Origin of the sequence: Streptomyces sp. S07_1.15 (assembly GCF_020739505.1) — a bacterium.
GTDB lineage: Bacteria > Actinomycetota > Actinomycetes > Streptomycetales > Streptomycetaceae > Streptomyces > Streptomyces xinghaiensis.
The window spans coordinates 988774-1012921 of record NZ_JAJBZK010000001.1; the positions used below are offsets into that span (position 1 = coordinate 988774).

At 67.0% G+C, this 24148-nt stretch carries 18 protein-coding genes; 3 read left to right on the top strand and 15 right to left on the bottom strand.

The features are described from left to right. Positions 1–31: 31 nt before the first annotated feature. From LIX60_RS04300 to LIX60_RS04310, 3 genes are all read right to left on the bottom strand, one after another. Positions 32–1411 (bottom strand): MFS transporter, encoded by a 1380-nt coding sequence (locus tag LIX60_RS04300; protein ID WP_227957270.1) that lies wholly within the window; start codon positions 1409–1411, stop codon positions 32–34. Beyond that, positions 1408–2298, bottom strand: a complete 891-nt coding sequence (locus LIX60_RS04305; RefSeq protein ID WP_019710688.1) for a polysaccharide deacetylase — start codon at positions 2296–2298, stop codon at positions 1408–1410. The genes LIX60_RS04300 and LIX60_RS04305 overlap by 4 nt, the downstream gene beginning before the upstream one ends. A gap of 63 nt (positions 2299–2361) precedes the next feature. Continuing rightward, the gene (locus LIX60_RS04310; protein ID WP_227957271.1) at positions 2362–3348 is read right to left on the bottom strand and encodes an asparaginase; all 987 of its coding nucleotides are present in this window, start codon (positions 3346–3348) and stop codon (positions 2362–2364) included. Between the two features lie 140 nt (positions 3349–3488). Between LIX60_RS04310 and LIX60_RS04315 the strand changes: the two genes are divergently transcribed. Continuing rightward, positions 3489–4553, top strand: coding sequence for a LacI family DNA-binding transcriptional regulator (locus tag LIX60_RS04315; protein ID WP_227957272.1), 1065 nt, complete (start codon positions 3489–3491; stop codon positions 4551–4553). 802 nt (positions 4554–5355) lie between these two features. Here LIX60_RS04315 and LIX60_RS04320 read toward each other — a convergent pair. The 7 genes from LIX60_RS04320 to LIX60_RS04355 form a co-directional block, all read right to left on the bottom strand. Next, positions 5356–6594 (bottom strand): S1 family peptidase, encoded by a 1239-nt coding sequence (locus LIX60_RS04320; protein ID WP_308101088.1) that lies wholly within the window; start codon positions 6592–6594, stop codon positions 5356–5358. Positions 6595–7204: 610 nt separating this feature from the next. Further along, on the bottom strand, positions 7205–7597 hold the full coding sequence (locus tag LIX60_RS31900; RefSeq protein WP_227957273.1) for an ATP-binding protein: 393 nt from the start codon (positions 7595–7597) through the stop codon (positions 7205–7207). 109 nt (positions 7598–7706) lie between these two features. After that, complete coding sequence (locus LIX60_RS04335) at positions 7707–8750, bottom strand: ABC transporter ATP-binding protein (RefSeq protein WP_227957274.1); 1044 nt, start codon at positions 8748–8750, stop codon at positions 7707–7709. Next, on the bottom strand, positions 8737–9837 hold the full coding sequence (locus LIX60_RS04340) for an ABC transporter ATP-binding protein (protein WP_227957275.1): 1101 nt from the start codon (positions 9835–9837) through the stop codon (positions 8737–8739). Before LIX60_RS04340 ends, LIX60_RS04335 begins: the two co-directional genes overlap by 14 nt. A 2-nt stretch (positions 9838–9839) precedes the next feature. Beyond that, positions 9840–10826: an ABC transporter permease gene (locus tag LIX60_RS04345; RefSeq protein WP_043462410.1), complete on the bottom strand. Its 987-nt coding sequence runs from the start codon at positions 10824–10826 to the stop codon at positions 9840–9842. Beyond that, positions 10823–11821 (bottom strand): ABC transporter permease, encoded by a 999-nt coding sequence (locus tag LIX60_RS04350; RefSeq protein ID WP_227957276.1) that lies wholly within the window; start codon positions 11819–11821, stop codon positions 10823–10825. Before LIX60_RS04350 ends, LIX60_RS04345 begins: the two co-directional genes overlap by 4 nt. A 14-nt stretch (positions 11822–11835) precedes the next feature. After that, positions 11836–13578 carry an ABC transporter substrate-binding protein gene (locus LIX60_RS04355; protein WP_019710697.1) on the bottom strand — a complete coding sequence of 581 codons (1743 nt, stop codon included), beginning with the start codon at positions 13576–13578 and terminating at the stop codon, positions 11836–11838. A 249-nt stretch (positions 13579–13827) separates the two neighbouring features. On the opposite strand from LIX60_RS04355, the gene LIX60_RS04360 reads away from it, so the two are divergent. Continuing rightward, positions 13828–15294 carry an aminopeptidase P family protein gene (locus LIX60_RS04360; protein WP_227957277.1) on the top strand — a complete coding sequence of 489 codons (1467 nt, stop codon included), beginning with the start codon at positions 13828–13830 and terminating at the stop codon, positions 15292–15294. Between the two features lie 164 nt (positions 15295–15458). Here LIX60_RS04360 and LIX60_RS04365 read toward each other — a convergent pair whose 3' ends face one another. Continuing rightward, positions 15459–16166 carry a GntR family transcriptional regulator gene (locus LIX60_RS04365; protein ID WP_019710699.1) on the bottom strand — a complete coding sequence of 236 codons (708 nt, stop codon included), beginning with the start codon at positions 16164–16166 and terminating at the stop codon, positions 15459–15461. Positions 16167–16642: 476 nt separating this feature from the next. Here LIX60_RS04365 and LIX60_RS04370 point away from each other — a divergent pair, with 476 nt between their 5' ends. After that, complete coding sequence (locus LIX60_RS04370; protein WP_227957278.1) at positions 16643–17242, top strand: hypothetical protein; 600 nt, start codon at positions 16643–16645, stop codon at positions 17240–17242. A gap of 208 nt (positions 17243–17450) precedes the next feature. Here LIX60_RS04370 and LIX60_RS04375 read toward each other — a convergent pair whose 3' ends face one another. From LIX60_RS04375 to LIX60_RS04390, 4 genes are all read right to left on the bottom strand, one after another. Then, entirely contained in the window at positions 17451–18872 is a 1422-nt protein-coding gene (locus LIX60_RS04375; RefSeq protein ID WP_227957279.1) for an aldehyde dehydrogenase family protein, read from the bottom strand. Then, complete coding sequence (locus tag LIX60_RS04380) at positions 18869–19870, bottom strand: proline racemase family protein (RefSeq protein WP_227957280.1); 1002 nt, start codon at positions 19868–19870, stop codon at positions 18869–18871. Before LIX60_RS04380 ends, LIX60_RS04375 begins: the two co-directional genes overlap by 4 nt. 16 nt (positions 19871–19886) lie before the next feature. Further along, on the bottom strand, positions 19887–20795 hold the full coding sequence (locus LIX60_RS04385) for a dihydrodipicolinate synthase family protein (protein WP_227957281.1): 909 nt from the start codon (positions 20793–20795) through the stop codon (positions 19887–19889). 474 nt (positions 20796–21269) lie between these two features. Next, positions 21270–23855: a collagenase gene (locus tag LIX60_RS04390; RefSeq protein ID WP_227957282.1), complete on the bottom strand. Its 2586-nt coding sequence runs from the start codon at positions 23853–23855 to the stop codon at positions 21270–21272. Positions 23856–24148: the final 293 nt, after the last annotated feature.

A 24148-nucleotide genomic window follows, 5' to 3' on the forward strand; every position in this document is an offset into this window, starting at 1 on the left:
CGTGAGATAGGGGTACGTGCCGCTCGGGCGGTCAGTTCTCGAGCCGGGCGACCGGCTTGGCCAGCAGCATCAGCGCACCGGAGAGGAAGGTGCCGACCGCACCCACCCAGAGCGCTGCGGAGCCGGTGCCCCAAGCTGCCGCCGCTCCGGTGAACAGGAACCCGCCGATGATCGTGCCGGGCTGGCTCATGGCGCCGATGATCACCGTGCCGGTACCGCGGCAGTCCGTGGGGTAGCACTCCCCCATGTAGAACATGATCGCCGCGTAGGGGCCCACCAGGAAGAACAGTCCCAGCGCGTAGGTGGTCACGATGAGTGCGGTGCTGGTGACCAGCGGGGAGAGCATGACGGCGAAGGCCACGCCGGAGATCATCCAGCCGATGACGATGGTGTGCTTGCGTCCGATGCGGTCGCCGAGCCAGCCGTGGAAGATGTAACCGAAGTACGCGCCCAGGTTGATGACGATGAGCATCCAGAACGCGGTGCTGAGCTGTACGCCCTTGGCGTTGGCCAGGATGGAACTGCCCAGCACGCTGAAGATGTTGATGCCGAAGAAGTTCACGATCCACGCCAGCGAGAGCACGATGGTGTTCCGGCGCAGCTCGGGCTGGAAGATCCGCGCGATCGGGGCGCTGTCGGTGTGCTCCACGCCGTATTCGGCGGCCAGTGCCCCGGCCTCCCGGGTCTTCCCCTCTGCCTTGAGCTTGCGCAGACGCTGGTGCAGCTCGAACTGCGGAGTCTCGCGCAGCTTCTTGCCGATCACAATGATCAACGCGACGGCGGGAAGGCTCGCGACCAGGTACATCGCGCGCCAGCCCAGTGTGTCGAGCAGGACGAGCGCGAGGGCACTGGAGAGCAGGAAGCCGAGCGGCCAGCCGCCCTGGACGATGCCGTACCAGAATCCGCGGCGTTCGCGCTTCCTCTCGTCCTCGGTGATCGAGAACACTTCGTTGAGGTAGGTGGCGTTCACCGACTGCTCGGAGAAGCCGAGACCGCCCAGCGACCGCACGCCGACCATGGCGCTCGTGCTCAGCGCCCCCATTTTCGCGGGGATGACGGCCGTCAGGACGGAGGCGACGGCGGTGCCTCCGATGGTGACCATCATGCCGCGGCGACGTCCAAGGCGGTCGATGACCGGCCCGACTCCGAAGGCGATGATCGCAGTGCCGATCGCGATGAGCGTGTTGACCAGGTAGGCGGTCGAGGCACTCCAGCCGAAGTCCTCCTGCATGACGGGAAGCAGGGTGCCGAAAAGGCCGTAGTCGAAGACCGCGACGGTCCAGGCGAGCAGTGCCAGGACTATGGCGGTGTTGGTCTGCTTCCGTGTGAACGCCGGGAACTGCCGCCGCTGGGGTTCCGTTGCCGGCGTCTCGGGCGCGCCGCCCTCCGGCAGGGTCGTTTCGCTGGTCACTTGGCCTGTCCCTTCCATGGGTGCCGGGCGGCGTAGTCATCAGCGATCTGGTCGAAGGTGACCCATCGGACGCCGTCGTGGCTGTTGATGTGCTCGATGAGCCGCTCAAGCATGAGCAGCACCTGGGGGCGTCCAGAGACGTCCGGGTGGATGGTGAAGGTGACGGCCGCGTAGTCCATCTCCCGGTGGACCCAGTCGAACTGGTCCCGCCACATCTGCTCGATGTCGCGCGGGTTCACGAAGCCGTGGCTGTTCGGGCTGGCCTTGATGAACATCATCGGAGGCAGATCGTCGAGGTACCAGTTCGCCGGGATCTCGATGAGCTCGGTCTCCTTGCCGCGGACCAGCGGCTTCATCCAGTCCTCGGCCCGGGCGGAGTAGTCGATCTTGGTCCACCTGTCACCGACGCGCACACGGTAGGGCGTGAAGTCGTTGTGCATCAGCGAGTGGTCGTACTTGATGCCCCGTTCGAGCAGCAACTCGTTGGTCACTGGCGAGAACTCCCACCACGGTGCGACATAACCGGTGGGGCGCCGGTTCGTGACCTTCTCGATGAGATCGATGCTCCGGTCGAGGACCGCAGCCTCCTGGGCGCGGGTCATCGCGATCGGGTTCTCGTGGCTGTAACCGTGCACGCCGACTTCGTGCCCGGCGTCAACGACCTGACGGAACTGGTCCGGAAAGGTCTCGATGGAGTGGCCCGGTACAAACCAGGTCGTCTGCAGGTCGTACTTGGTGAAGAGGTTCAGCAGGCGCGGCGTGCCGACCTCGCCGGCGAACATGCCCCGGGAGATGTCGTCCGGGGAGTCCTCGCCCCCGTATGACCCCAGCCAGCCGGCGACAGCGTCGACATCGACGCCGAACGCGCACAGGATTTCCTTAGGCAAGGCCAACTCCTTCTTGTAGCCCCGGCCACCACAGCCGGGAGTCGATGTGTCCAGCGGCTGGGATCAGCCGAGGGTGTGGGCGGCCAGCGCTTCACGCGCGGCGCGCGGGTCGGTGTGCACTCCGAGCAGCGCTGCCAGGACCACCCGGGCCTGTGACGGGCGCAGCAGCCCGGTGGGGACGGCGCCGGCGGCTATGAGGTCGGCACCGCCGCCGTCGCCGTAGACTGCGGCGACAGGTCCGGCCGTGACCCGGGTGGATGTGGCCACCACGACGCCGGAGGCGGTGAGCTCGGCCACCGCCTCGCAGATCGCGGTATTGGCGTTGCCTGCGCCGGTGGCCTCCAGAACGATGCCGCGTGCGCCGGCTGCGGCGAAGGCATACAGGGCCGTCGCGTCCGCGCCGGGATAGCAAGCGGCGATGTCCACGCGTGCACGGGAGAGGTCCACGGCCGACAGATCCAGTCGCGGACGCCGACGACGGCCCCCGGCGATGTGGACGGCACCGCCGCGGACCCAGCCGAGAACCCCGCCGTCGGGGGAGGCGAAGGTGCTCGAAGCGAGCGTGTGGCTCTTGCGGGTGCCCTCCGCCGTGAACACCGAACCGTCGAAGACGATCAGTGCTCCCAGTCCCCGGCTCGCCGGGTCCGCGGCCACGGCGATGGCGTCGGAGAGGTTGCGCGGACCGTCGCTGTCCGGTGCGTCCGCGGGCCGCTGTGCGCCCGTGAGGATGACAGGACGCTCTTCGTGCCGGAAGAGGTCCAGGAAGAGGGCCGTCTCCTCCATGGTGTCGGTGCCGTGTGTGATCACCAGTCCGGTGACGTCGTCCTCCAGCAGGTGACGCTGCGCCCGGGCGGCAAGCTCCCGCATCCGTTCCAGGGTCATCAGATAGCTGCCGACCCGGAACACGTCGTGAACCTTGACGCGGATGTCATCGGCCACGGCCAACCGTTCCACCAGCTCGGCGCCGCCGGCGCGGGCGACGGCTCTGCCTGTGGTGTCGCTCCGGGTGGCGATCGTCCCGCCCGTGGCGAGCACCATGACGATACGCACAGATGTCTCCTGGTTTGTCCCTGCCCGATATGTCCGCGCTAACGTTCGCGCCAAACGATTGCGCATATAGAATGTGCCCCGGGGGGTACGCGTCAAGAGGCCGGGGGCAAAATGTTGACCGACCGAGGGAAGGGCGGAGAATGACCGAGGGTCCTGCGGGGGAACCGCTGCCACACATGGACGCCGCGGGCCGGGCCACGCTGCGCACCGTCGCGGAGCTCGCCGGGGTCCACGTCTCGACGGCCTCGCGAGTGCTGAACGGCACGGTCGGCACCGGCATGCGCACAGCCGGCCAGGAGACCTCCGAACGGATCCGCCGAATAGCCGAGCAGGTCGGTTACACGCCCAACCCCCACGCGTCGAGCCTCCGCACCCAGCGCAGCAACCTGGTAGGGGTGCTCGTCCCGCGACTGGTCGACATCGTGCTCGCCACCGTCTACGAGGGCATCGAGCAGGAGTGCGCGGCGTCCGGGTTTTCCGCCTTCGTGGCCAACACCGGTGACGATCCGGTGGCGCGGCGCCAGCGAACTGAGATGGTGCTCGCCCGCCACGTCGACGGCATCATCTTCGGTGATGCCCACCTGGACGGGCGCTTCCTCGACAAGGTGGTCGAACGGGGGGTCCCATTCGTCCTCGTCTCGCGACGTGCCGACTCCCACCCTTCGGTGACCTGTGACGACTACCGGGGCGGTCAGTTGGCGGCCGAACACCTCCTGCAACTGGGCCACCGCAAGGTCGCGGTCATCGCCGGCGAGCCTTACGCCAGCACCGGCGTCGACCGCACCGCCGGATTCCGGGACACCTTCACCGCGGCGGGCATCAAGGTGCCTGCCTCCAGAATCGTGCACTCCCGCTTCGACACAGGCGGCGGCCGGGAGGCCATGGAGCGGCTCCTCGCGGGGCGGACCAGGCCGACCGCGGTGTTCGCCGTCAACGACTTCGCCGCGATCGGAGCCATGGGCGCGTCACGCGACGCGGGGCTGCAGGTCGGAACCGACATCGCGGTCATCGGGTTCAACGACGTACCGCTCGCGGGATCGCTGCCGGTGGGGCTGTCGACCATCCGCTCCCCCATGCACGACATGGGAGTGCACGCGGTCCGGCTGCTCATGAAGCGGTTGGCGGGCGAAGTAGTCGACTCCGAGCGGCTTTCCCCCACCCTGGTGGCCCGGGCCTCGACCCTGGGCGGTGGGAGTTCTGGCTGACCGCGCCGTTGCGGCTGGGCGGTCACATGGCCTGTCGCCGTCTCCGTGGCGCGAACGCACCTGGGCCAGCAGCCGGTTACCGGCCTTGAGCGCGTGAGGTCGTCATGGTGGCTGGCTCCGGAGGCCGGTTTGGGTGAGCGGTTGTCGAGGGCACCCGGGGCGGTACCGGAGCCGGCACAGGCTTCACCGGCCTGCCGCAGGGCACGCCAGGAGTCAACGGCGCCCACTCGTCGGCCGGCCCGCCTTGCGCAATGCTCATGTCATCGGTGTACCGCAGGAATCACAGATCGTCAGCTGCGCCGACACCAGCGTTGGGTGTCGTGGAAACGGCCGTGGGTGAGGAACGCAGTCTCGCAGCACGCCTCTGCGCAGGGACAGGTAATTGGCTGTGCGGGGTCTCCGGTGCGGCCGGCCCGGTCGGCTATGTGCAAGTACAGAGCCGCGGCCGTGCTCCAGAAAGCAACTTCAAGGGCCAGCACTATGTCGGTGACTGCGTCTTTCACTGCCCATCCTCTTCTCCCGCACGCAAGGGCAGAGCCCTGGCGTGGGGTGCCGCTGAGGAAGGGAAGACGCCAGTACGGAGGGTTCGGCGCAACGGCAGGGTCGCAGTTCCCCGGATCGAGCCGTCGTAGCTCAGGTCAATGGCGAAAGAATCAGCGCCGTGTCCGCATGCACTCAGTTTCTTGCTCCCTTACAAGTGATGAGCCACCGTGTGATCGCCGCGGTAGAGGTTCGGCGATCACACGGTGGCGTCTTCAGCGCGCTGAGCGGACCGCGGCGGGCGCGACCATCAGCGTCCCCGTCAGCCGGAGAGCAGGGTGACTCCCATCTGCGAGAGTGCCCGGCTGACCGGCTCATGGATCATGCCGCAGCCGCTGGAGGGGCCGCCGCTGAGAATTCCGTAGGCGGTGGAGCCGTAGTAGACCCCACTTCCGCTGTCTCCGGCAGCCACACATGCCGTGCTCCACGTCATTCCCGTGAGCGTGCGGTTCGGGTAATAGACGGTGGCATTGGTCTGCGTGATCCGCCCACAGGTGTAGCCGGTCGTCGACCCCTGCTTGCACACGTACTGGCCAACGTAGTCGTAGCTCCAGTTGCGGATCGACGTCGAGGGGTAAACCCATCCACGCGGCTGCCAGAAGCTTGCGTTGTCCACACGCACGATGGCCGAATCACCGTAGTAGCCGAAGGTGTAGTCGACGACACCACCGACACGCTGGTAGCCGTAACTGTAGGTCGGGATCTGCCAGTACGAGCTGCCCTCGGCGCAGTGCCCCGCGGTCAGCATGTAGTAGGCGTAGCTGTCGTAGACCGAGAAGGCGCTGGTGCAGCGGATGTTGCTGCCGTAGATGGCCACTCCCGAGCGCAGCGGGGGGTCGCAGGAGTACTGGCCGCCGCAGTACACGGGCTTGGAGGCGTGTTCGTAGGTGTCCACGCGCAGGGAGCTGCCGAACTTCTGTTTGGCCCACTCCACGACCTTGTGCTGCTTGGCCGTCAGCTTCTTGCCTTTCGGCAGGTCGAGACGCAGTGCGTTGTCCTGTGTGACGACTGCGGCTTGCAGCCCGTTCGCGGCGCCCTTGTTCGCCTTGGCGATCTGACGGGCGAGCGCGTCGGACATCTGCGTGAGTTCACGCTGGCTGTGCCTGACGACGATCGTTCTCGTCTCACTTGCCCCGGCCTTGGCAGCGGTTGCGCGGACCTTGGATGCAGTGGCCTTCTGCGTGACGGCGACAGTGAGGCGACCGCCGTTGTCGTGGTCGATCCACGCACCGCCGAATCGTGACCCCAGGGCCTTGCGCACGTCGGTCGCCAGGTCCGCCAAGCGGTCCTGGCGCTGTATCCGGCGCTGCGCCTCCTGGCTTGAGACCCCGTAGTCCTTGGCCAGTTGAGCGGCTGCTGTCTTCTGCTGGTTGCCGAGTTTCGGATCGGCTGACGCGGGGGCGTCGGCTGACGCCGGCCCCGTGAGGGTGAACGCCGCGGCAAGCGCGGCAAGAGCCGGCCAGGTGACCCGGGACCAGGTCCGTAACGAACTGACTTTCATCGAGCACCTCCGGTGGGAGCGGATGGCTGACGTGCAGATCGGTCTGGTGCCTCTGAGTTGAGTGCCGTAAGAGCCAAGAGCAATATGGCGTATGACATTTCACATTGCAACCCCTCCCGCTGGAGTACTTCCTGCTCCCTCATCAGGACTGCGTGAGCGGCACAGGCTCCGCACGCCGTCTCCGAACGCGTGCGGTCGGCCGCAGGTACGGGATCCGCCGGCATCCGTCAAGGAACCCCGGCCGGGAAGGTGGCGACCGGGCCGGAGACGCCTCGCGTCACACATCTGCGGCGCCATGCCCTCGGGCTTCTCCTCGGCGCCGGCGGTGCGTGTTCTCCCGGAGTGCCTGCGCCTTCAGCCCGCGATCCTGACGCACTCCAGGGTGTGGGTCTTCTCCGGCTGCACCGGCGGCAGGGTTCCGAAGGTTGGGGTTGAAGGCCTTCAGGACACGCTCATCGGTCTCCGGGCCGTCCGGTGGCAAGACGCCGCGCCCACAATGGCCCTGATCCGTGGCGTCCTACAAAAAACGCGTGGGCCTCGTCAGACCCAGCCTCAAGGTGTGCACGAGAACGATCTGCTGCGATGCCATGCGATTCCCGCTCTCCTCCGCTCACCGAGTACCGTCGCCCCCGGGAGCTTCCACCTCCGCCCACCAGACCATTCCCTCGGCCACTGCCTGACTTCCCTGCCTGACGGACAAGGCGGCGATAAGTTCCTTGCCGCGCCCGCTCTCTTCCGGACGGGAACGTGCGTCTTCCGTGCGGCTTCTCGGCTCAGGGCCGGCGTCGGTGACTTCGATACGGATCGCGGGTACCTGTCGGCGATTCCGGACCCAGGACAAGCGCAGCGTGACGGGTGGGAGGGCATGCCGCACGGCGTTGGTGACAAGTTCCGAGACGACCAGAAGCGCATTGTCCAGGCATTCGGAGTCGGCCTCAGCTTTGTCCAGGGCGGATCGTACCTGCCATCGCGCGAGGCCAGGGGCTTCAGACGAGTGAGGCAAGAGACGAGCGGAGTCGAGAAGATCAGTTCTCAGAGATCTGTTCCCTTCATTGGATTCACGAGCGGCGGCGTCTCCGAACGGAACGCAGTGGCCGAATTCAGAACTCCGGTCAGACGCTTTCCGTCTCCGGGAAGTGGCACGCCACTTCCCGTTCCTCTCGGCCAGTGATCCTCAATAGCGGCTGATCGGTGCGGCAAATATCCTGAGCCTTGAAACAACGCGGATGGAAGGTGCATCCGCTCGGCGGCTCGGCGGGGCTGGGAGGATCCCCCTGCAAGACGATGCGTTCGCGGGCCCGTTCCACCACCGGGTCGGGTACCGGAACTGCCGACAGCAGGGCACGGGTATACGGGTGAGCAGGGGTGGTGTAGACCTCGTTACGGTCGCCGATCTCGACGATGCGGCCGAGGTACATCACCGCTACCCGGTCGCACACGCGTTTCACCACAGACAGATCGTGCGCGATAAAGACATAAGCGAGCCCCATTTCCTGCTGTAGACGCTCCAGCAGGTTGACGATCTGAGCCTGAATGGAGACGTCGAGAGCGGATACCGGCTCGTCGGCGATGATCAGCCGTGGTTGTGTCGCCAAGGCCCGCGCGATACCGATGCGCTGGGCCTGGCCGCCGGAGAACTCATGCGGGTAACGGTCGAGGTGCTCGGGGATGAGTCCGACCTGTTCCATCAGTTCGGCAGCACGCCGGCGGGCGGCGCCTGCGTCGATTCCCTGTACCAGCATGGGGTCGGCGATGATCCGGGACACCCTCTGCCGCGGGTTGAGGGAGGAGTGCGGATCCTGGAAAATCATCTGAAGGGAACGGCGCAACGGCCGCATTGCGCGCTGGCCGAGGTGGCTGATGTCCACGCCGTCGAAGGCAACCGATCCGCCGGTGGGCTCCAGCAAGCGCACCAGCATGCGGCCTGTCGTGGACTTCCCGCAGCCGGACTCGCCGACCAGGCCGAGGGTCTCGCCTGCCCGCACGTCGAAACTGACCCCGTCCACGGCGCGCACCGGCGGGGTCGCCCGGCCGGTGCGGGTACGCCGTCCGGGGAATGTCTTGACCAGCTGCCGTACGGACAGGAGAGCGGCAGACCTGTCCGCTGTCTCGTTGCGGGCACAATCGACGGTGGCCCGGCTGTCAGCAGGAGTCATGGGATTCTCTCTCCAAGGACGGCGCTTGCGGGTCGCCGGGATTGTCAGGGCGGTGCCCGGGGTCGACGCGCTCGCCGGTCACGAGCGGCAGATGGCATGCGACGAGATGCCCGTCGCGCAGCGGGGCGAAATCCGGCCGGCCGCTCGTGCACAGCTCACGGATCCGGGGGGCCGCGGTGGTGGCGCGGGAGCAGCGGGGCTCGAAGGCGCATCCCGCTGCCGGTTCGAGCAGGGAGGGCGGGCTTCCCGGGATGGCGCGCAGCGGCGCGTCATCGGCGTCATCGAGGCGGGGCAGCGAGTCGAGCAGGCCGCGTGTGTAGGGGTGGGCCGGTTCGGCGAAGAGGGCATCCGCGCTCGCCTGCTCGGCACCTCGGCCGGCGTACATGACCAGCACTTCGTGGGCCACCCGCGCGACGACCCCGAGGTCGTGGGTGATCAGCACGACTCCGAGGCCGCGTTCGGCCTGGATCCGCGCGATGAGTTCGAGGATCTGCGCCTGGACGGTGACGTCCAGGGCTGTGGTGGGCTCGTCGGCGATGAGCAGTTCGGGTTCACAGGCGAGCGCCATAGCGATCATGACACGCTGACGCATACCGCCGGAGAACTGGTGGGGATAGTCGGACACCCGCTGGTTGGGGCGCGGAATGCCCACCTCACCCAGCATCTCTACGGCACGGCGGTGCGCGACGCGCCGGCTTGCCTTGAAGTGCACCCGGTAGGCCTCGGCGATCTGCTCGCCGACGGTGTAGTAGGGGTGGAGGCTGGACAGCGGGTCTTGGAAGATCATTGCCATCCGGCGGCCGCGCAGCTTGGCGAGTTCGCGGTCGGGGAGGGTGGTCAGTTCACGTCCGGACAGGGTGATGGAGCCGCTGACCTCCGCGGTGCGGTGCAGGCCCATGACGGCAAGGGATGTGACGGACTTCCCTGAACCGGATTCTCCGACGATGCCGAGCGTGCGGCCGGCTTCGACCGTGAAGTCGATGCCGGTGACGGCTCTGACGCGCCTGCCGGAAACGGGGAAGGTAACGTGCAGGTCGCGGACTTGCAGCAGCGGCTCGTCCGAGCCGGCCGGAGGATGAGTGCCCATGATCAGTACCTCACCCTGGGGTCGATGAACGCATAGAGGATGTCGACGATGAGGTTCGCGGCCACGATGAAGAAAGCGGCGAGCAGCGTGACACCGAGGATGACCGGCTGGTCGGATCGCTGGAGTGCGTCGAAGAAGAGTCTGCCGACGCCGGGTATGCCGAAGATGCTCTCGGTGATGACGGCACCGGCGAGCAGGCCGCCCAGATCCATGCCGAAGATCGTGAGCACCGGCGTCAACCCGGAGCGAAGGCCGTGCTTGACGACCACAGTCGGCTCGGGCATTCCCTTGGCACGGGCGGTGCGGATGTAGGGCTGTGCCATGGCTTCGATCATGGAGCTGCGGCTCTGCCTGGCGTACATCGCCGCGTAGAGGACCGCGAGCGCGCTCCAGGGCAGGAGCAGATTGGTGGCCCAGGCAGCCGGGTCCGCGGTGAGCGGCACGTATTCGGGGTAGGGCAACAGGCCCGCGACGCGCACCACTCCGTAGAGGAGCATGACCGCAGTGAAGTAGACCGGAAGTGAAGCGGTGGCCACGGCACCGATCATCAGGGTCCGGTCGGTCATCGTCCCCTTGCGGAGGGCCGCGGTGATTCCGGCGCCCAGGCCGAGCACCAGCCACATCAGCGCGGCGCCGAAGGCCAGCGACGCGGAGACGGGCAGCCGGTCGGTGAGCAGCTCCCACACGGGCAGGGAGTTTTCGTAGGAGTAGCCGAGGCAGGGGAAGCCGCAGCTCAGCGTGTGCGGCTCGGTACCCAGCTCGCGTCCGGCGAAGATCCCGACCAGGTAGTCGGCGAACTGCCGCCAGACGGGCTGGTCCAGTCCCATGAAGTGGCGCACTTCGGCGAGGCGTTCGGGACTGCAGGTCTTACCGCAGGCGGCAGCGGCGGGATCGGCCGGCAGCAGGTAGAAGATGGTGAAGGTGATAGCGCAGATGGCCAGGAGAACCCCGGTGACACCGGCCAGTCTGCGGGCGAGGTAGGTGATCACGCACGGTCTCCGTGAGGATCGAGGATGTCCCGTAGCGTGTCACCGAGGATGGTGAACGCGAGCACGGCGAGGAAGAGGAAGGCGCTGGGGATGATGAAGTACATCGGATCGGTTTCGTAGAAGGCGACAGCCTCGGAGATCATCTGCCCCCAGGAGGCGGTCGGAGGCCGCACCCCGACGCCGAGGAAGCTGAGCGCCGCCTCAGTGCTGATCATGCCGGGGATGAGAAGCGTGGTGTAGGCGATGATGGGGCCCGAGACGTTGGGCAGGATCTCCCGGGTGAGGATCCGCCAGGAGCCCGATCCGCTCACGCGGGCCGCCTCGACGTACTCGCGGTGTTTCAAGGACAGCGTCTCCCCGCGGACCACGCGGGCAATGCCCGGCCAGCCGAAGATCCCGATGACCACCGTCATGAGCAGGACACGGTTGACGTCCTGGGCCACCGACATCATCGCGATCATGAAAATGAGCGAGGGGAATGACATGGTGAGATCCATCAGGCGACTGAGTACCGTGTCCACCCGGCCCCCGAAATAGCCGGCCGCAATGCCCGCCGCGGTACCGACCACGACCACGATGGCGGTGGCGGTGAATGCGATCAGCAGAGAGACTTGCGCCCCGTACACGACGCGGGCGAAGAGGTCCCGCCCGGTGACGGGTTCCACTCCGAGCCAGTGCTCGGCACCGATCCCGCCGAACGAGCCCTTCGGCAGTCCGCCGAGGTAGGGGTCGATGGCGTTCTTGTCGAACTCCGTCGGAGACCAGCCACCGAGGGCGCTGATCAGTGGTGCGGCGACGGCCATCAGAGCGAAGAGGGCGACGACCCCGAGGGCGAGCAGTGCGCCGCGGTCACGGCGTACCGCGGTCCACGCGGCGCGCCAGGGAGCCCGGCCGGCGGGTTCGGGCGCCTCGGGAGTACCGGATGCGCCCGAACTGTGGGCCGGGGCCGGGGACCGCCCGGCGAGGAGCCGGGCGGTCTTCAGCGGGCTGGTCATGGCAGTGCGGCTCCTCAGCCCTGGCTCTTGTCAGGGTTCTTGAGGCCGATCACCGCGTAGTCGAACTGACCGGTCCACATGGGGTGCCCGAAAGCGCCGGCGATGTTGCTGCCGGCCAGTAGGGGCTTGCGCTCCCAGAGCAGCGGAACGGACGGTGACTTGGCCATGATCTGGGCGTCCAGTTCTATCCACGCCTTGTTCGCCTTGGTGGGGTCGCTCATGTCGGCGATCTCGTCCATCCGCTTCATGACCTCTTCGTCGCGGAACTGGGCGTAGTTGCCCTGGTTGCCCTTTTCCTTGATGGTCCGTCCGTCGAAGATGAACGGCAGGAACGTGGAGCCGGAGGGGTAATCGGGGCACCAGCCGCTGATGGCCATGTCAGGCGCGTTCTTGGTGTCACCGATGGTGTCGTAGTAGACCGACGGGTCCACGGCCTGGATCTTGACCTCGATCCCGGACCGGCTCAGACTCTCCTGCAGCGCTTCAGCCCTGGACTTGTCCCCGGTGGAGACGGTGAGGGTGGTTTTGAAGCCCTTCGGTTTGCCGGCCTCGGCGAGCAGCTTCTTCGCCTTGGCCGGGTCTCCCCCGGGCTCGACCCGGAGCACGTCGGACTTGTTGCCACCGGTCAGCGACGGCGGCAGGTAGGCGGTGGCGACCTCGTTGAGGGCCGGGCCGCCGTTGGCGGTCATCTGCCCGTCCTTGTCGACCGCGTACTGCATGGCCTCGCGCACCTTGGGATCGTCGAAGGGAGCGCGTGAGGTGTTGAGGTGCAGCATGTCCGTGCACCCGGTCAGCTCCGCGGTGAGCCGCTTCTTGGTCTCCTTGTTGCTCAGCACCTTGGACACGCTCGCCGGCTGCATGTCCGCCCACTCGACGGCTGAGGCGTCCGCGCCCTGGCTGGCGATGATCCGGTCGTCGATCTGGCCGCCCTTGAAGCCCATCTTCACCACGATCTTGTCCGGGTACGCCTTGCGGACGGAGTCGGTGTCGGGATCCCAGTGCTTGTTGCGGACCAGCACCATCTGCTTGCCCCTGTCGTAGCGGGCGATCTTGTAGGGCCCGGAGGAGAACGGGCGCAGGTCGTACTGCACGCCCTTCTCCCTGGACTCCGGTACAGGGGAGAAGGTCGGCAGGGTCACGGTGTAGGAGAACTCCGCGACAGGGCGCTTGAGGTGGAAGACGAGAGTGTGGTCGTCCGGCACCTCGATCGACTTCAGGTGCTTGCCTTTGAGCGGTCCCTGGTACCCCTCCGTGTCGGCGAGGTATTGCTGGGCGTAATCCGGGCCCCCGGTCAGGTCGGGAGAAAAGGACCGCTCAACGTTGTATTTGATGTCCTGGGCCTTGACAGGGCTTCCGTCTTCGTACTTCAGCCCTTTCTTCAGAGTGAAGGTCCACACCTTTCCGCCTTCGGAGGGTCTGCCCAGATCCGTGGCCAGGTCTGGGACGATCTCGCTGCCCTCTGCGCCCGGCGCCGCCTTGAAAGTGGTCAGGGTCCGGTAAAGCAGGCGGACGCCGAAGTCCATATTGGGCATCACCCAGTTGCGGGCCGGGTCCAGGTGGGAGAAGTCCTGGTTGGACAGGACCGTCAGCGTGCCGCCCTTCTTCGGGGTCCCGCCGATGACACCGGTTGCCCCGGGCCCCCGTCCGTCATCACTGGTTTCTCCGCCGGAGTCGTTGCCGGTGGAACAGGCTCCCAGGCCGAGAACCAGGGAGGTCGCGAGCGACGCCGCCAGGGCAACGTGCATGCGTTTGGTCATATGCCACTCCGTTGTGGATGGACCAGATGGGTCCCGAATGTGCCCGGCACGTACAGGCCGGATCCTCGATGTCTGCTCTCGAGGCCTGGCGGGTAACATAGTAATGTAAAATTACACTGGCAAGAGGCGTGGAGAGCTCGTTACGCACCCGTGTCCGGCACCGCTCTCCCCGCCCGTGAAGAGCGGCGATGCCGACCTCCGGGGCCCTCTCGCCTGCTACGGGCCACCCTCCCAACCAAGGAGCGATCTATGACCGTGCCTGTTGCCCGCCTGAACACAGGCAGCCACGACATGGCGGTCTCCCCCGCCCTCGAGGCCTTCATGAGCACCGCCTGGGCACCCTCGCCTCTGGCACCGGACATCCGCGTTCCCGGCCACAACGTCACCAGCAGACGACGCACAAGCCTGTCCGCGCGCTTTCCCGGGGAGCGGCTGCTGATACCCGCAGGTGTGCTCAAGGTCCGTTCCAACGACTGCGATTACCGCTTCCGTCCGCACAGTGCCTACGCCTGGCTGACTGGTCTCACCGGCGAAGACCAGGTGGGACACGTCCTGGTCCTCGAACCCGCCGGAGCCGAGGGCCACGAGGCCGTGCTCTACCTGCGTCCCCGCTCGCCACGCGTGGGAGATGAGTTCTACCGCGACCGCCGGTACGGCGAGTTCTGGGTCGGCCGCCGACCCGACCTCGAGGAGGCGGCAACGATGACGGGCCTCACCTGCCGGCACTTGGACGACCTGACGGCACTGCTGGCCGGCGCCCAGCCCCCGACCCGCATGGTGTGGGGGGTCGACAGCTCGCTCGACTCACTGTGCGGACGCAGCCTCCCGGGAAGCACCGAGCACGACCGGGACGCCGAGCTGGCGGCCTGCCTGGCCGAGCTGCGGCTGATCAAGGACCTTTGGGAAGTCTCCCAACTGCAACTCGCCGTTGACCACACCGCCACCGGCTTCGAAGATGTGGTCCGCGCTCTCCCCCGGGCTCTGCGGCATCCCCGCGGTGAACGGTGGATCGAGGGTGTCTTCAACCTCCGCGCCCGGGCCGAGGGGAACGGTACCGGGTACGACACAATCGCTGCGGCCGGAGCACACGCCTGCGTCCTGCACTGGATCCGCAACGACGGTCCCCTGGCTCGCGACCAGTTGCTGCTGCTCGACGCCGGGGTGGAAACCGACACCCTCTATACGGCCGACATCACGCGGACCCTGCCGCTGTCGGGGCGCTTCTCGAGCGTGCAGCGTGAGGTGTACGAGTTGGTGCTCGCCGCGCAGGACGCCGGGATCGCGGCGCTGCGGCCGGGCGCCCGGTTCCGCGACTTCCACATGGCGGCCATGCGCGTGATCGCCGAAGGGCTGTATGAATGGGGCGTGCTGCGGGTCCCCGCGGAAGAAGCGCTCGCCCGCGACAACGGTCTGTACCGCCGCTACACCCTGTGCAGCAGCGGGCACATGCTCGGTCTCGATGTGCACGACTGCGCGAAAGCCCGGGCGGAGGTGTACCTCGACGGAGTCTTGGAGGAGGGGCAGGTACTCACCGTGGAGCCCGGGCTGTATCTGCAACCCGATGACGAGACATTGCCTCTGGAACTGCGCGGCATCGGTGTCCGCATCGAGGACGACCTCGTGATCACCGCTGACGGTGCGCACCTGATGTCCGGGGCACTCCCCCGCAGCGTGGAGGCGGTGGAGGAATGGATGGGCTCGTTGCTCAACGAATGACACACACCAGTGCGGCCGACTCCGGCAACAGGCATACCTCATACGCCTGACAGCCGTGCCCGCCCGGGAAGCCACAAACGGCGCCGCGTGAAAACCACTTCTCGCGGCGCCGGCTTCTCACCCGGCGTCCTGGCGGCTCCCGTACAGATGTGCCGACAGACCTCCTAGCGGTTGGGCAGCCGCAGCGCGCTGGGCTTGTCGGCGTCCTGCTTCCCCGCGGCCCACAAGGTGCGCACGTGACTGAGGTGATGACGCATGAGCTCCTGAGCACCTTCGGCGTCGCCGCTGAGCATGAGATCCAGTAGCCGAATGTGCTCTTGTGCCGAGTCGACCAGCACCCCGGCCTGATCGAGTTCCGTCAAACCGTAAAGCCTGGAGCGCTTGCGCAGGTCTCCGACCACCTCCACCAAGTGGTTGTTCCCGGTCAGGGCGAGCAGGTCGAGGTGGAATCGGCGATCTGCCTCAAGGTAGCCGATGAGGTCGTGCTCACGGGCGGCAGCCACAATCTCTTCCGCTGCCGGGCGTAGCGCTTCGAGCTGTTCGGGTTCGGCCGTGGTGGTGATCACTCCGATGGTTGGGATCTCGATGAGCCTGCGGATCTCGGTGTAGTTGTCCAGGTCCCGCTCGGTCATCTCAGTGACGCGGAATCCCTTGTTGCGGATCGCTTCCACCAGGCCCTCACGAGCCAGGTCGAGCATGGCTTCGCGAACGGGGGTGGCCGAGACACCGAACTCTGCCGCGAGAGTTGGAGCGGAGTAGACGACACCCGGGCGCAGTTCCCCTGCGATCAGAGCAGCACGCAGGGCATGGGCCACCTGGTCGCGCAGGTGCTCCTGAACCGAAATGATCTTGCCCGGCTTCAGGTGAGCCATAGCAGTCCCCTTCACAGCTTGGCGAGCGGACACGGAGTACAATGTCACGTTTCCCTGATCTTACCGCGTGTTGTCCAGAGCCGAAGAGGCCGGGCGGGCTCCGCGGAACGGCTCCGGCCCGGGCTGTGTTCGCGACCCGGGTGAGGTGCCGTGGGTACCGTCCGGCAACAGCCGGCCCGCCCGTCGGCCCTGCACCGGACGCGACGGCGGCAGCGGCGAGCCCGGAAGCCGTCGGCAGAGCGCGGTCTCCGCCACGACCTCTTCAGCCGCAGCTGGCCGGATTTCGGAGACGGGCACTCCCGCAGGGCCCGCGGTCAACGCGAAACCGAAGGCCTATGGCTGCACACGGCCGCCGTCCTCTCCGTCCGCCAACCCGCCGCCGGAGACGGGCGCCACCGTGCCAGGACTCTTTCAAGATCAGATATCCGCCCACCGGGCGTGACCCCGTTCGTCTACCAAGCCCCAGGGGGAAGACCATGCACCACACTCGCACCGTCGCGGTCGCTGCTCTGGCCGCCTTCTTCGCCGGCAGCTGTGCCCCGGCCACCAAGGCCGAGGAGCCCTCGAGCCGCACAACCGCCACCGCGGCCTGCACCGACGACGTGTTTGACATGCTCATACGCAATCTGAACGGCGACGATGACGGTGACAGCAGACCTCAGTCCTGTACCGACCTCACGGACGAACAGTGGAAGAAACTCATCAGCGAGCAGGCGGACAAGGCACTCGACGCTTCCACGGACCGGTCCGCCGCAGACGCGCCTTCCAGCGGCCGGGAACCGTCACAGCTTCCGCAGGTTGTCTTCAAGGTGTGGGGCAGCGCGGCATCCGGGGTGACCACCACCTACGGTTCCGACTCCAAGAACCTCGGCAGTACCGACCTGCCGATGACCAAGAGAGTCAAACTCGACCCGGATGCCGTGTATTACCAGGTCAGCGTCCAACTCGCGCACAGCGGAGGAGACATCCGCTGCTCCATCACCATCGACGGCCGGACAACTACCGACCACGCGAAAGGCAGCTACGAGGTCTGCTCAACCCAACTGAACAACCTCGGCAGCAACGGATGGAGATGAGATACCGCAGTTCGGCCGCGCCCGCGGTGGCAGGGCGTGCCCGGCCTCGGTGGTGTCACCGTCCGATCGGCCCGCTCCAAGACTGGGCCACGCCGGTGACCTGAGCCGGGGCCGGCGGGGGAGACCGTCCTCTCGGCCCAACTGGTGAGCCTCCGAGGCGGGGCCGCTGCATATTCGGACGGCCCCCGCCTCGGATCGGCCATCATCGCTAGGATCCACCGGGCAGCAGGGAGATGGTCTGCCGGCTGGTGTAGAAGTCCAGGTCAGCCCGACCCTCTTCGTGGGGACCGTGGCCGGACCCCTCTGTTCCCCCGAGGGAAAGGGGAAAGTAGTCGACACCGGTCGTCGGTGCGTTCACACCGACCATGCTGGTCTCCAAGTGGTCGCTACCGTACAGAGCAGACTCCAGGTCGGTGGTGTGGAGTGAGGTGACCAGACCTTGCCGTCCCGCGTTGGCCAAGTGCACCGCCTGGTCGAGACCGTTCGCCTCCTGCAGCACGGCGATGGGGCCGAAGACAACGTCCTCGAGCAGCTCATGGCCGTCCGGTACCGTTTCGAGAAGCGTGGGGTTGACATACCACCCGCTTCGGGGGGCGGTATGCCCGTCGGCGCCTCCCGCGAGCAGACACGCGCCCGCAGCAAGAGCGCTCATCCGCATTTCCGCGACCCGGTGGCGGGCGGCAAGGGAGATGACCGGACCGCAGATCGTGGAAGCAGAGCCGGGGTCGGCTGCCGGCATGGCGCCAAGCCGTTCGGCCAGGGCGTCACGCAGTGGCTCACGCGCTGATCCGACGGCGATCACCTGGCTGGTCGCCGTGTATTTCTGCCCGGCGTACCCGGCGATGGCTGCCGCTATGTGCGCAGCGGCCTGGGGGATGTCCGCGTCTGGCAGAACTATCGCCGCATTCTGCCCGCCCATCTCCGCCTGCACCGGAGTACCACATGCGGTGGCCGTGCGTACCACGGCTTTGCCGACGGCGGTGGACCCGGTGAACGACACCACGTCGGCCAGGTGAACCAGGGCCTCGCCAACGCGCGGACCGCCCGGAACGACCTGCAGCAGGCCGTCAGGGAGCACATCTTTCAGGGCTTCGGCCAGGTGGAGCGCACATGCGGTGGCTTCCGGGGCCGGTTTGAGAATGACGGCGTTGCCGGCCGCGAGTGCCGGAGCTGCCTTCGAACTGGGAATGGCCAAGGGGAAGTTCCATGGCGTAATCAGCCCTGCCGTGCCGAGGGGGCGCCGCCGGGTCAGCAGCATCCCCGGGCCGGCCGAAGGCTCGTGCAGAGCGCCCGAGGGCTCATAGAGCACTCGGGAGTAGTACCGCCAGATCGACACAGTGTGAGCGAGTTCGGCGCGGGCTTCGGCCAGCGGCTTCCCGACTTCCCGGATCACCAGACCAGTCATCTCGTCTGCGGCACGCTCGATCGCGTCAGCAGCCTTGCACAGCGCCTCCGAGCGGGCGGCCACCCCGGCGCCGAGCCACTCCGCCTGGGCTTGTCGGGCGCGCTGCGCCGCCTGTATCACGGCTTCCTCTCCACAGCCGGGGAACTCTATGACGATGTCGGACGGGTCGGCGGGGTTGCGTGAGGTGAAAACTGCGGGATCCGCCGGGGTCGCCTGGGGGGTCACAGCAGGAAGCCTTCCGGGAAGGGGTCTGTCGGGTCGAGGAAGAACTGGGCGGTGCCGGTGACCCAGGCGCGCCCGGTGATGGTCGGTACGACGGCGGGCAGACCCGCGATTTCCGTCTCTTCGAGGAGCCGACCGGTGAAGGACGTACCGAGAAATGATTCGTTGATGAAGTCGCGGTGGAGCGGCAGTTCGCCGCGTGCGTGCATCTGGGCCATGCGCGCCGAAGTCCCGGTGCCGCAGGGTGAGCGGTCGAACCAGCCCGGGTGAATGACCATGGCATGCCGCGAGCGGACCGAGTCCGCGTTGGGTGCCAGCAGTTGCACGTGGTGGCATCCCTTGATGGCGGAGTCTTCCGGGTGAACGGGCTGGTCCACGGCGTTGATGGTCTTCATCACGGCCAGCCCGGCCCGGAGGATGTCGTCCTTGCGGGTCCGGTCGAAGGGGAGCCCGAGCTGCTCCAGCGGCAGGATCGCGTAGAAGTTGCCGCCGTAGGCGAGGTCATAGGTGATGGGGCCGTACCCGGGGACGTCGGCCGTCCGGTTCAGACCGGCACTGTATGAGGGCACGTTGCGCAGAGTCACTGCCCGCGCGGCGCCGTCCTCGACCCGCACCTCGGCAACGACCAGGCCTGCCGGGGTGTCGAGTCGCACTTCGGTCACCGGCTCGGTCACCGGCACCATACCCGTCTCCACCAGTACCGTGGCGACACCTATGGTGCCGTGGCCGCACATCGGCAGGCAGCCGGACACTTCGATGAAGAGCACACCCCAGTCGGCGTCCTGCCGGGTGGGGGGTTGCAGGATCGCCCCGCTCATCGCGGCATGCCCCCGCGGCTCATACATCAGCAGGGTCCGCAGGTGGTCAAGGTGCTGCAGGAAGTGGGTGCGGCGCTCGGCCATGGTGGATCCGGGGATCGTTCCGACTCCTCCGGTGACGACGCGGGTGGGCATGCCCTCGGTGTGGGAGTCGACGACGTGGATGATGCGGTGGCTGCGCACGGAGCTACTCCTTTTGTCAGCTCAGGCCCTCGGCGAGGAGCTTCTCCGTGACGGCGCGCACGGTGGCCCGGTCCTCGGATGACAACGGGGAACGCGGAGGGCGGCACAGGCCGCCGTGCAGGCCGGCGACGTCCATCGACAGCTTGATGGCCTGGACGAACTCAGGCTTGGAATCCCAGCGGAGCAGGGGGTGCATGGCCCGGTAAAGCGGCATGGCCATGTCCAGGTTCCCGGCCGCGGCAGCGTGGTAGAGGGTCACGCATGCCTCGGGCAGGGCGTTCGGAAAGCCCGCGATCCAGCCGACCGCTCCGGCGAGGGAGAGTTCGACCAGTACATCGTCCGCGCCGATCAGCAGGTCCAGTCCCGGCGCCAGCTCAGCGATCTCGTAAGCCCGGCGGACGTCTCCGGTGAACTCCTTCACCGCAACGATGCTCTCTTCACCGTGGAGAGTCGCCAGCAGCCGCGGAGAGAGATCGGTGCGGGTGTCGTAGGGGTTGTTGTAGGCCACGACGGGGAGACCTGCCCTGGCCACCTCCGCGTAGTGTGCGCGCACGGCTACCTCGTCGGCCCGGTAGGCGTTGGGAGGAAGCAGCAGGACCGATCCGGCACCCGCCTCGGCGGCCTGTTCTGTCCAGCGGCGCGCCTCGGTGCTGCCGTACGCGGCGACGCCCGCCATGACGCGGGCACCGTCGCCTGCGGCTTCCACCGCGGTGGTCACGAGACGTGCGCGTTCCTCGTCGCTGAGAGTCTGGTACTCCCCCAGCGAGCCGTTCGGGACGACACCGTCGCAGCCGGAGTCGATCAGTTGCCGCACATGATCGGCGTACGCCTCGAAGTCGACCGAGAGGTCGGCACGCAGCGGGGTCGCCGTAGCGACCATGACGCCGCGCCAGGGGCGGGTGCGGCGTCGCTGAGAGATGGTCATAACTCACTCCAGGTATGGGGCAACAGTCCTCGGCACCTCTCCGAAAAGGCGGTTGCTGGGCCTGTGAGGTCAGGTGGGCGGCTCGGAGTTACCGGTTGGTCGGATCACCGAGCGGGTCGGGATACGACAGGGCAGGCCGGCTTCGGTCCATCGGGCACTTCGCTACCTCCCGCAGCCGGGCAGCTCATGGTGGGACCGCACAGACGGCCCCGCGCCGGCTCATGCCCGCGTGCCTGAGCAGTTCGGCCCGGCATGCGCTGCCTCCTGCGCGCAATCGCGCCCAGCGATGCCCGCCATGCAACGTCCACCATCTGCTCCGCGAGGACCTTCAGTAATATGTCACATGTTTCATCGTCGGCCAAGGATCCACCGGGTCAAAGCGGTGCCGGGCGGGCAGCGGCGCGCCGAGGGCCGCTGCCCGCCCGGTTCACCGGGCAGGAGTTGTCGTCTTCTCCCGCGCTCTCCGTGCGAGGCTCAGTACTCGGACTTGACCGTCACCCCTCCGAAGTCGTCAACGGCGGCGACACTGATGTAGTTGTAGCCCGCCGGGGGGTTGGTAACGGTCAGCGTCTCGCTGTTGCCGGGGCCGGTGGACTTGCTGCTGTAACTGGTGGTCGTGGCCCAGGTGCTGTTGCTGTAGTAGAGGTCGCCGTTGCCCGTGCCCCCCGAAGATGTGATCTTGAGCTGCTGGGTGCCCGCCGGGACGTAGATGTACAGATAGGCGTAGTTGCCCGCAGTCGCCGACAGGTTGCTGCGCTTGCAGTTCCGGTCGAGCTGGCGGGTGTCGCTGCCGGTGCACTCGGGGACGGTGCTGCCCCCGCCGACGGCAATACTCTGCGTGGCAGTGTTCGGAGCGCCCTTGTCGTCGGTGACCGTGAGCTTGACCGTGTAGGTGCCGGCCGACGTGTAGGTCTTCGACGGGTTGGTGGCGGTCGATGTGGTGCCGTCACCGAAGTTCCACGACCGCGAGGCGATGGTGCCGTCCGAGTCGGTGGACTTGTCGGTGAAGGAGGCCGTCATGCCGCTGACGGCGACGCTGAAGGCGGCTGTCGGGGCCTGGTTCCCCGGCGGGTTCGTGCTGCCACCACAGTCGCCGGCCGCACACGCAGACAACCAGTTGTACCAGTCCGCGTCGTAGCGGGAGCCGATGCTGCTGGTCAGGTAGGTGCGTGCAGCATTCCAGTTACCGGTGCGGTAGTAGCCGAGGACGGTGTCCATCTCCGCGCGGTGGGACTGGAGCATGTACCGGACGGCGAGGTAGCCCCATCGGTATACGCGTGTCGTGTCGTGGCTGTAGGTGGTGTCGAACAGGGTGCGTAGCGCGTAGGTGCGGCGGCCCGCCTCGTTGATGGCAGCGTCGTACCGCACGTTGCGGTAGGAGTAGGACACGTACTCGGCGAAGCCCTCGATCCACCAGATGGTGGGCGTCGAGACGTTCGAGGAGAAGTCGCCGTGCATGTTGAAGCGGCCATCGAGGTAATGCGTGTACTCGTGGTTGAGGTTCCAGATCTCGAATGTCGGCCTCAGCCATTCGGCTTCGTAGGCGATGAACCTCGGCTGGTTGCCCGCGGCGGAGGGGTTGCCCTCCAGGTACATGCCTCCGTTGTTGGTGTCGATGCCGTACATCGCCCCGGCGTAGGTCTGGTAGTCGGTGCTGGAGTCGAACGCCACCACTTCGAGAGTGGTGTTGCGGTCTCCGGCGACCGGACCGCTGTCCTTGGCGATGTTGTGGAAGAAGGCGTCCTGGCCGGCCAGGCTGCTGCAGGTGCTACTGAGCTGGCCCGCCGTCATCTCCTGCGCCTTGATGCGCAGGCTCGAGCTGCAGGCGTGGTTGATGGGGAGGACTTCTGCGGCCAGGCGCTGCTGCAGGTTGCAGGTGCCGTAGGAGGAGCAGTTGGCCTTGTCGTAGTAGTCCGTCATCTCCGCGACGCCGACCCACAGCGGCGCCGTCCTGCCAGTGATGGAGCTCTGGTTGAGCAGGCTCGTGGCGTACGGGCGGACCTTGGAGTGGAGTTCCGTGTGCTGCAGGAAGCGTCCGAGTTCGCGTCCCGCGTTGGAGGTGAGGTAGCCCTGGTCGGTGCCCAGCAGACCGGTATGCGAGGACCCGAAGGTGTACACCGTGTCGATCACGCTCGGGTCGGCCTTCACCGCGGTGACGAACGCGGGCACCTGGTGGCCCCGGAAGAGCACCGTATACACGTTGTTGACGGCGTTCAGCATCCACCAGGAGGCGTTGTAGGAGCTGTTGTAGTCGTTCAGCAGCCGCTTGACCACATACAGGTAGCGAGCGTTCTCCTCGGCGCTGTCGATCAGCGTGACGGCCTCGGCGAGGGTTTCCCCGTTGGCGTCGGTGACGTCCCTGGAGTGAGTGCTGGCGAAGAAGGCGTCAAGGCCCGACCGTATCGCTGTCTGAAGATTGGGCCCGTAGGTGCCCACGGTTGAGGCGTTGTACCAGTGTACGTAGTAGCCCGCCCGCAGGTACAGCACCAGCTGCGGCATCCCGGTGCTGCTGTTGCCCGGGTACGCGGATGAGCCGTCCCTGACCGCATAGGCGACGCTGGCCATCTGCGACTCGCGGAAGGCGTAGTAGGCGTCGCTGCCGGTCAGATTGAACAGCGTATTGATGCAGTCCGTGGTCGATGCCTTGATCTGCTGGACGAGCGCGGCGCCGGAACGGCTGGTGAAGTCACTGGTGCTGCACGCGGTCACGGCGGAGGGTGAGAGCTTCCCCTCCTTCTCCTGCGCCGCCTTCATCGACGGGCTGACCCGCGGAGCCGGCGAGGCCGGATCGTCGTAGTCCCTCTTGAGCGCATCCTTCGTTGCGGGCAGGGGCGCGCGGTCCGCCAGCTTCAGCGGCGACTTCCGGACGTGTTCGGCCTCCTCACGGTCCTGCGTGGCCGAAGAGGCCTGCGGCGGCGGGTCCTTTGGCGCCTTCTCGGATGTGGTCGCCGTTGCTGTTGCCGCCCGGCCGGGCGCGGAGAGCAGCCCGACCCCCAAGCACAGTGTCACCACCAGGACGAGAATCCTGGCTACGTCCTGTCGCACCTGTTTCGTTCTCACGTGCCGCCTCCAGCGGTGGGTGAGGCCACGCCGGGGGCGTGGCCTGAGTGAGAGTTGTCCTGCGCGGTTCCGGGGCGGTCGCCCCGAGAGGTTTGGCATGAACACGCGCGTGCCATGCGACAGTACAATGGCACACGTCACATGTTTCTTGAAGACCTCGTACTGAGGAAAACGCCCCCAACTCACGGTGCCGCAACGGGACATGCGGCGGTCTTCCACGAGGAATCACGCACACCGACCGGCATCCCTGACCGCTCGGGCCGCTGTGGTGGGCGCCCTACCGCGCCTGAGCT

Bases quoted from the DNA above. Each gene is read 5' to 3' on its own strand.
- LIX60_RS04315 (WP_227957272.1), top strand. From the start codon at position 3,489: ATGACCGAGGGTCCTGCGGGGGAACCGCTGCCACACATGGACGCCGCG.
- LIX60_RS04320 (WP_308101088.1), bottom strand. From the start codon at position 6,594: ATGAAAGTCAGTTCGTTACGGACCTGGTCCCGGGTCACCTGGCCGGCT.
- LIX60_RS04335 (WP_227957274.1), bottom strand. From the start codon at position 8,750: ATGACTCCTGCTGACAGCCGGGCCACCGTCGATTGTGCCCGCAACGAG.
- LIX60_RS04340 (WP_227957275.1), bottom strand. From the start codon at position 9,837: ATGGGCACTCATCCTCCGGCCGGCTCGGACGAGCCGCTGCTGCAAGTC.
- LIX60_RS04350 (WP_227957276.1), bottom strand. From the start codon at position 11,821: ATGACCAGCCCGCTGAAGACCGCCCGGCTCCTCGCCGGGCGGTCCCCG.
- LIX60_RS04355 (WP_019710697.1), bottom strand. From the start codon at position 13,578: ATGACCAAACGCATGCACGTTGCCCTGGCGGCGTCGCTCGCGACCTCC.
- LIX60_RS04360 (WP_227957277.1), top strand. From the start codon at position 13,828: ATGACCGTGCCTGTTGCCCGCCTGAACACAGGCAGCCACGACATGGCG.
- LIX60_RS04365 (WP_019710699.1), bottom strand. From the start codon at position 16,166: ATGGCTCACCTGAAGCCGGGCAAGATCATTTCGGTTCAGGAGCACCTG.
- LIX60_RS04370 (WP_227957278.1), top strand. From the start codon at position 16,643: ATGCACCACACTCGCACCGTCGCGGTCGCTGCTCTGGCCGCCTTCTTC.
- LIX60_RS04385 (WP_227957281.1), bottom strand. From the start codon at position 20,795: ATGACCATCTCTCAGCGACGCCGCACCCGCCCCTGGCGCGGCGTCATG.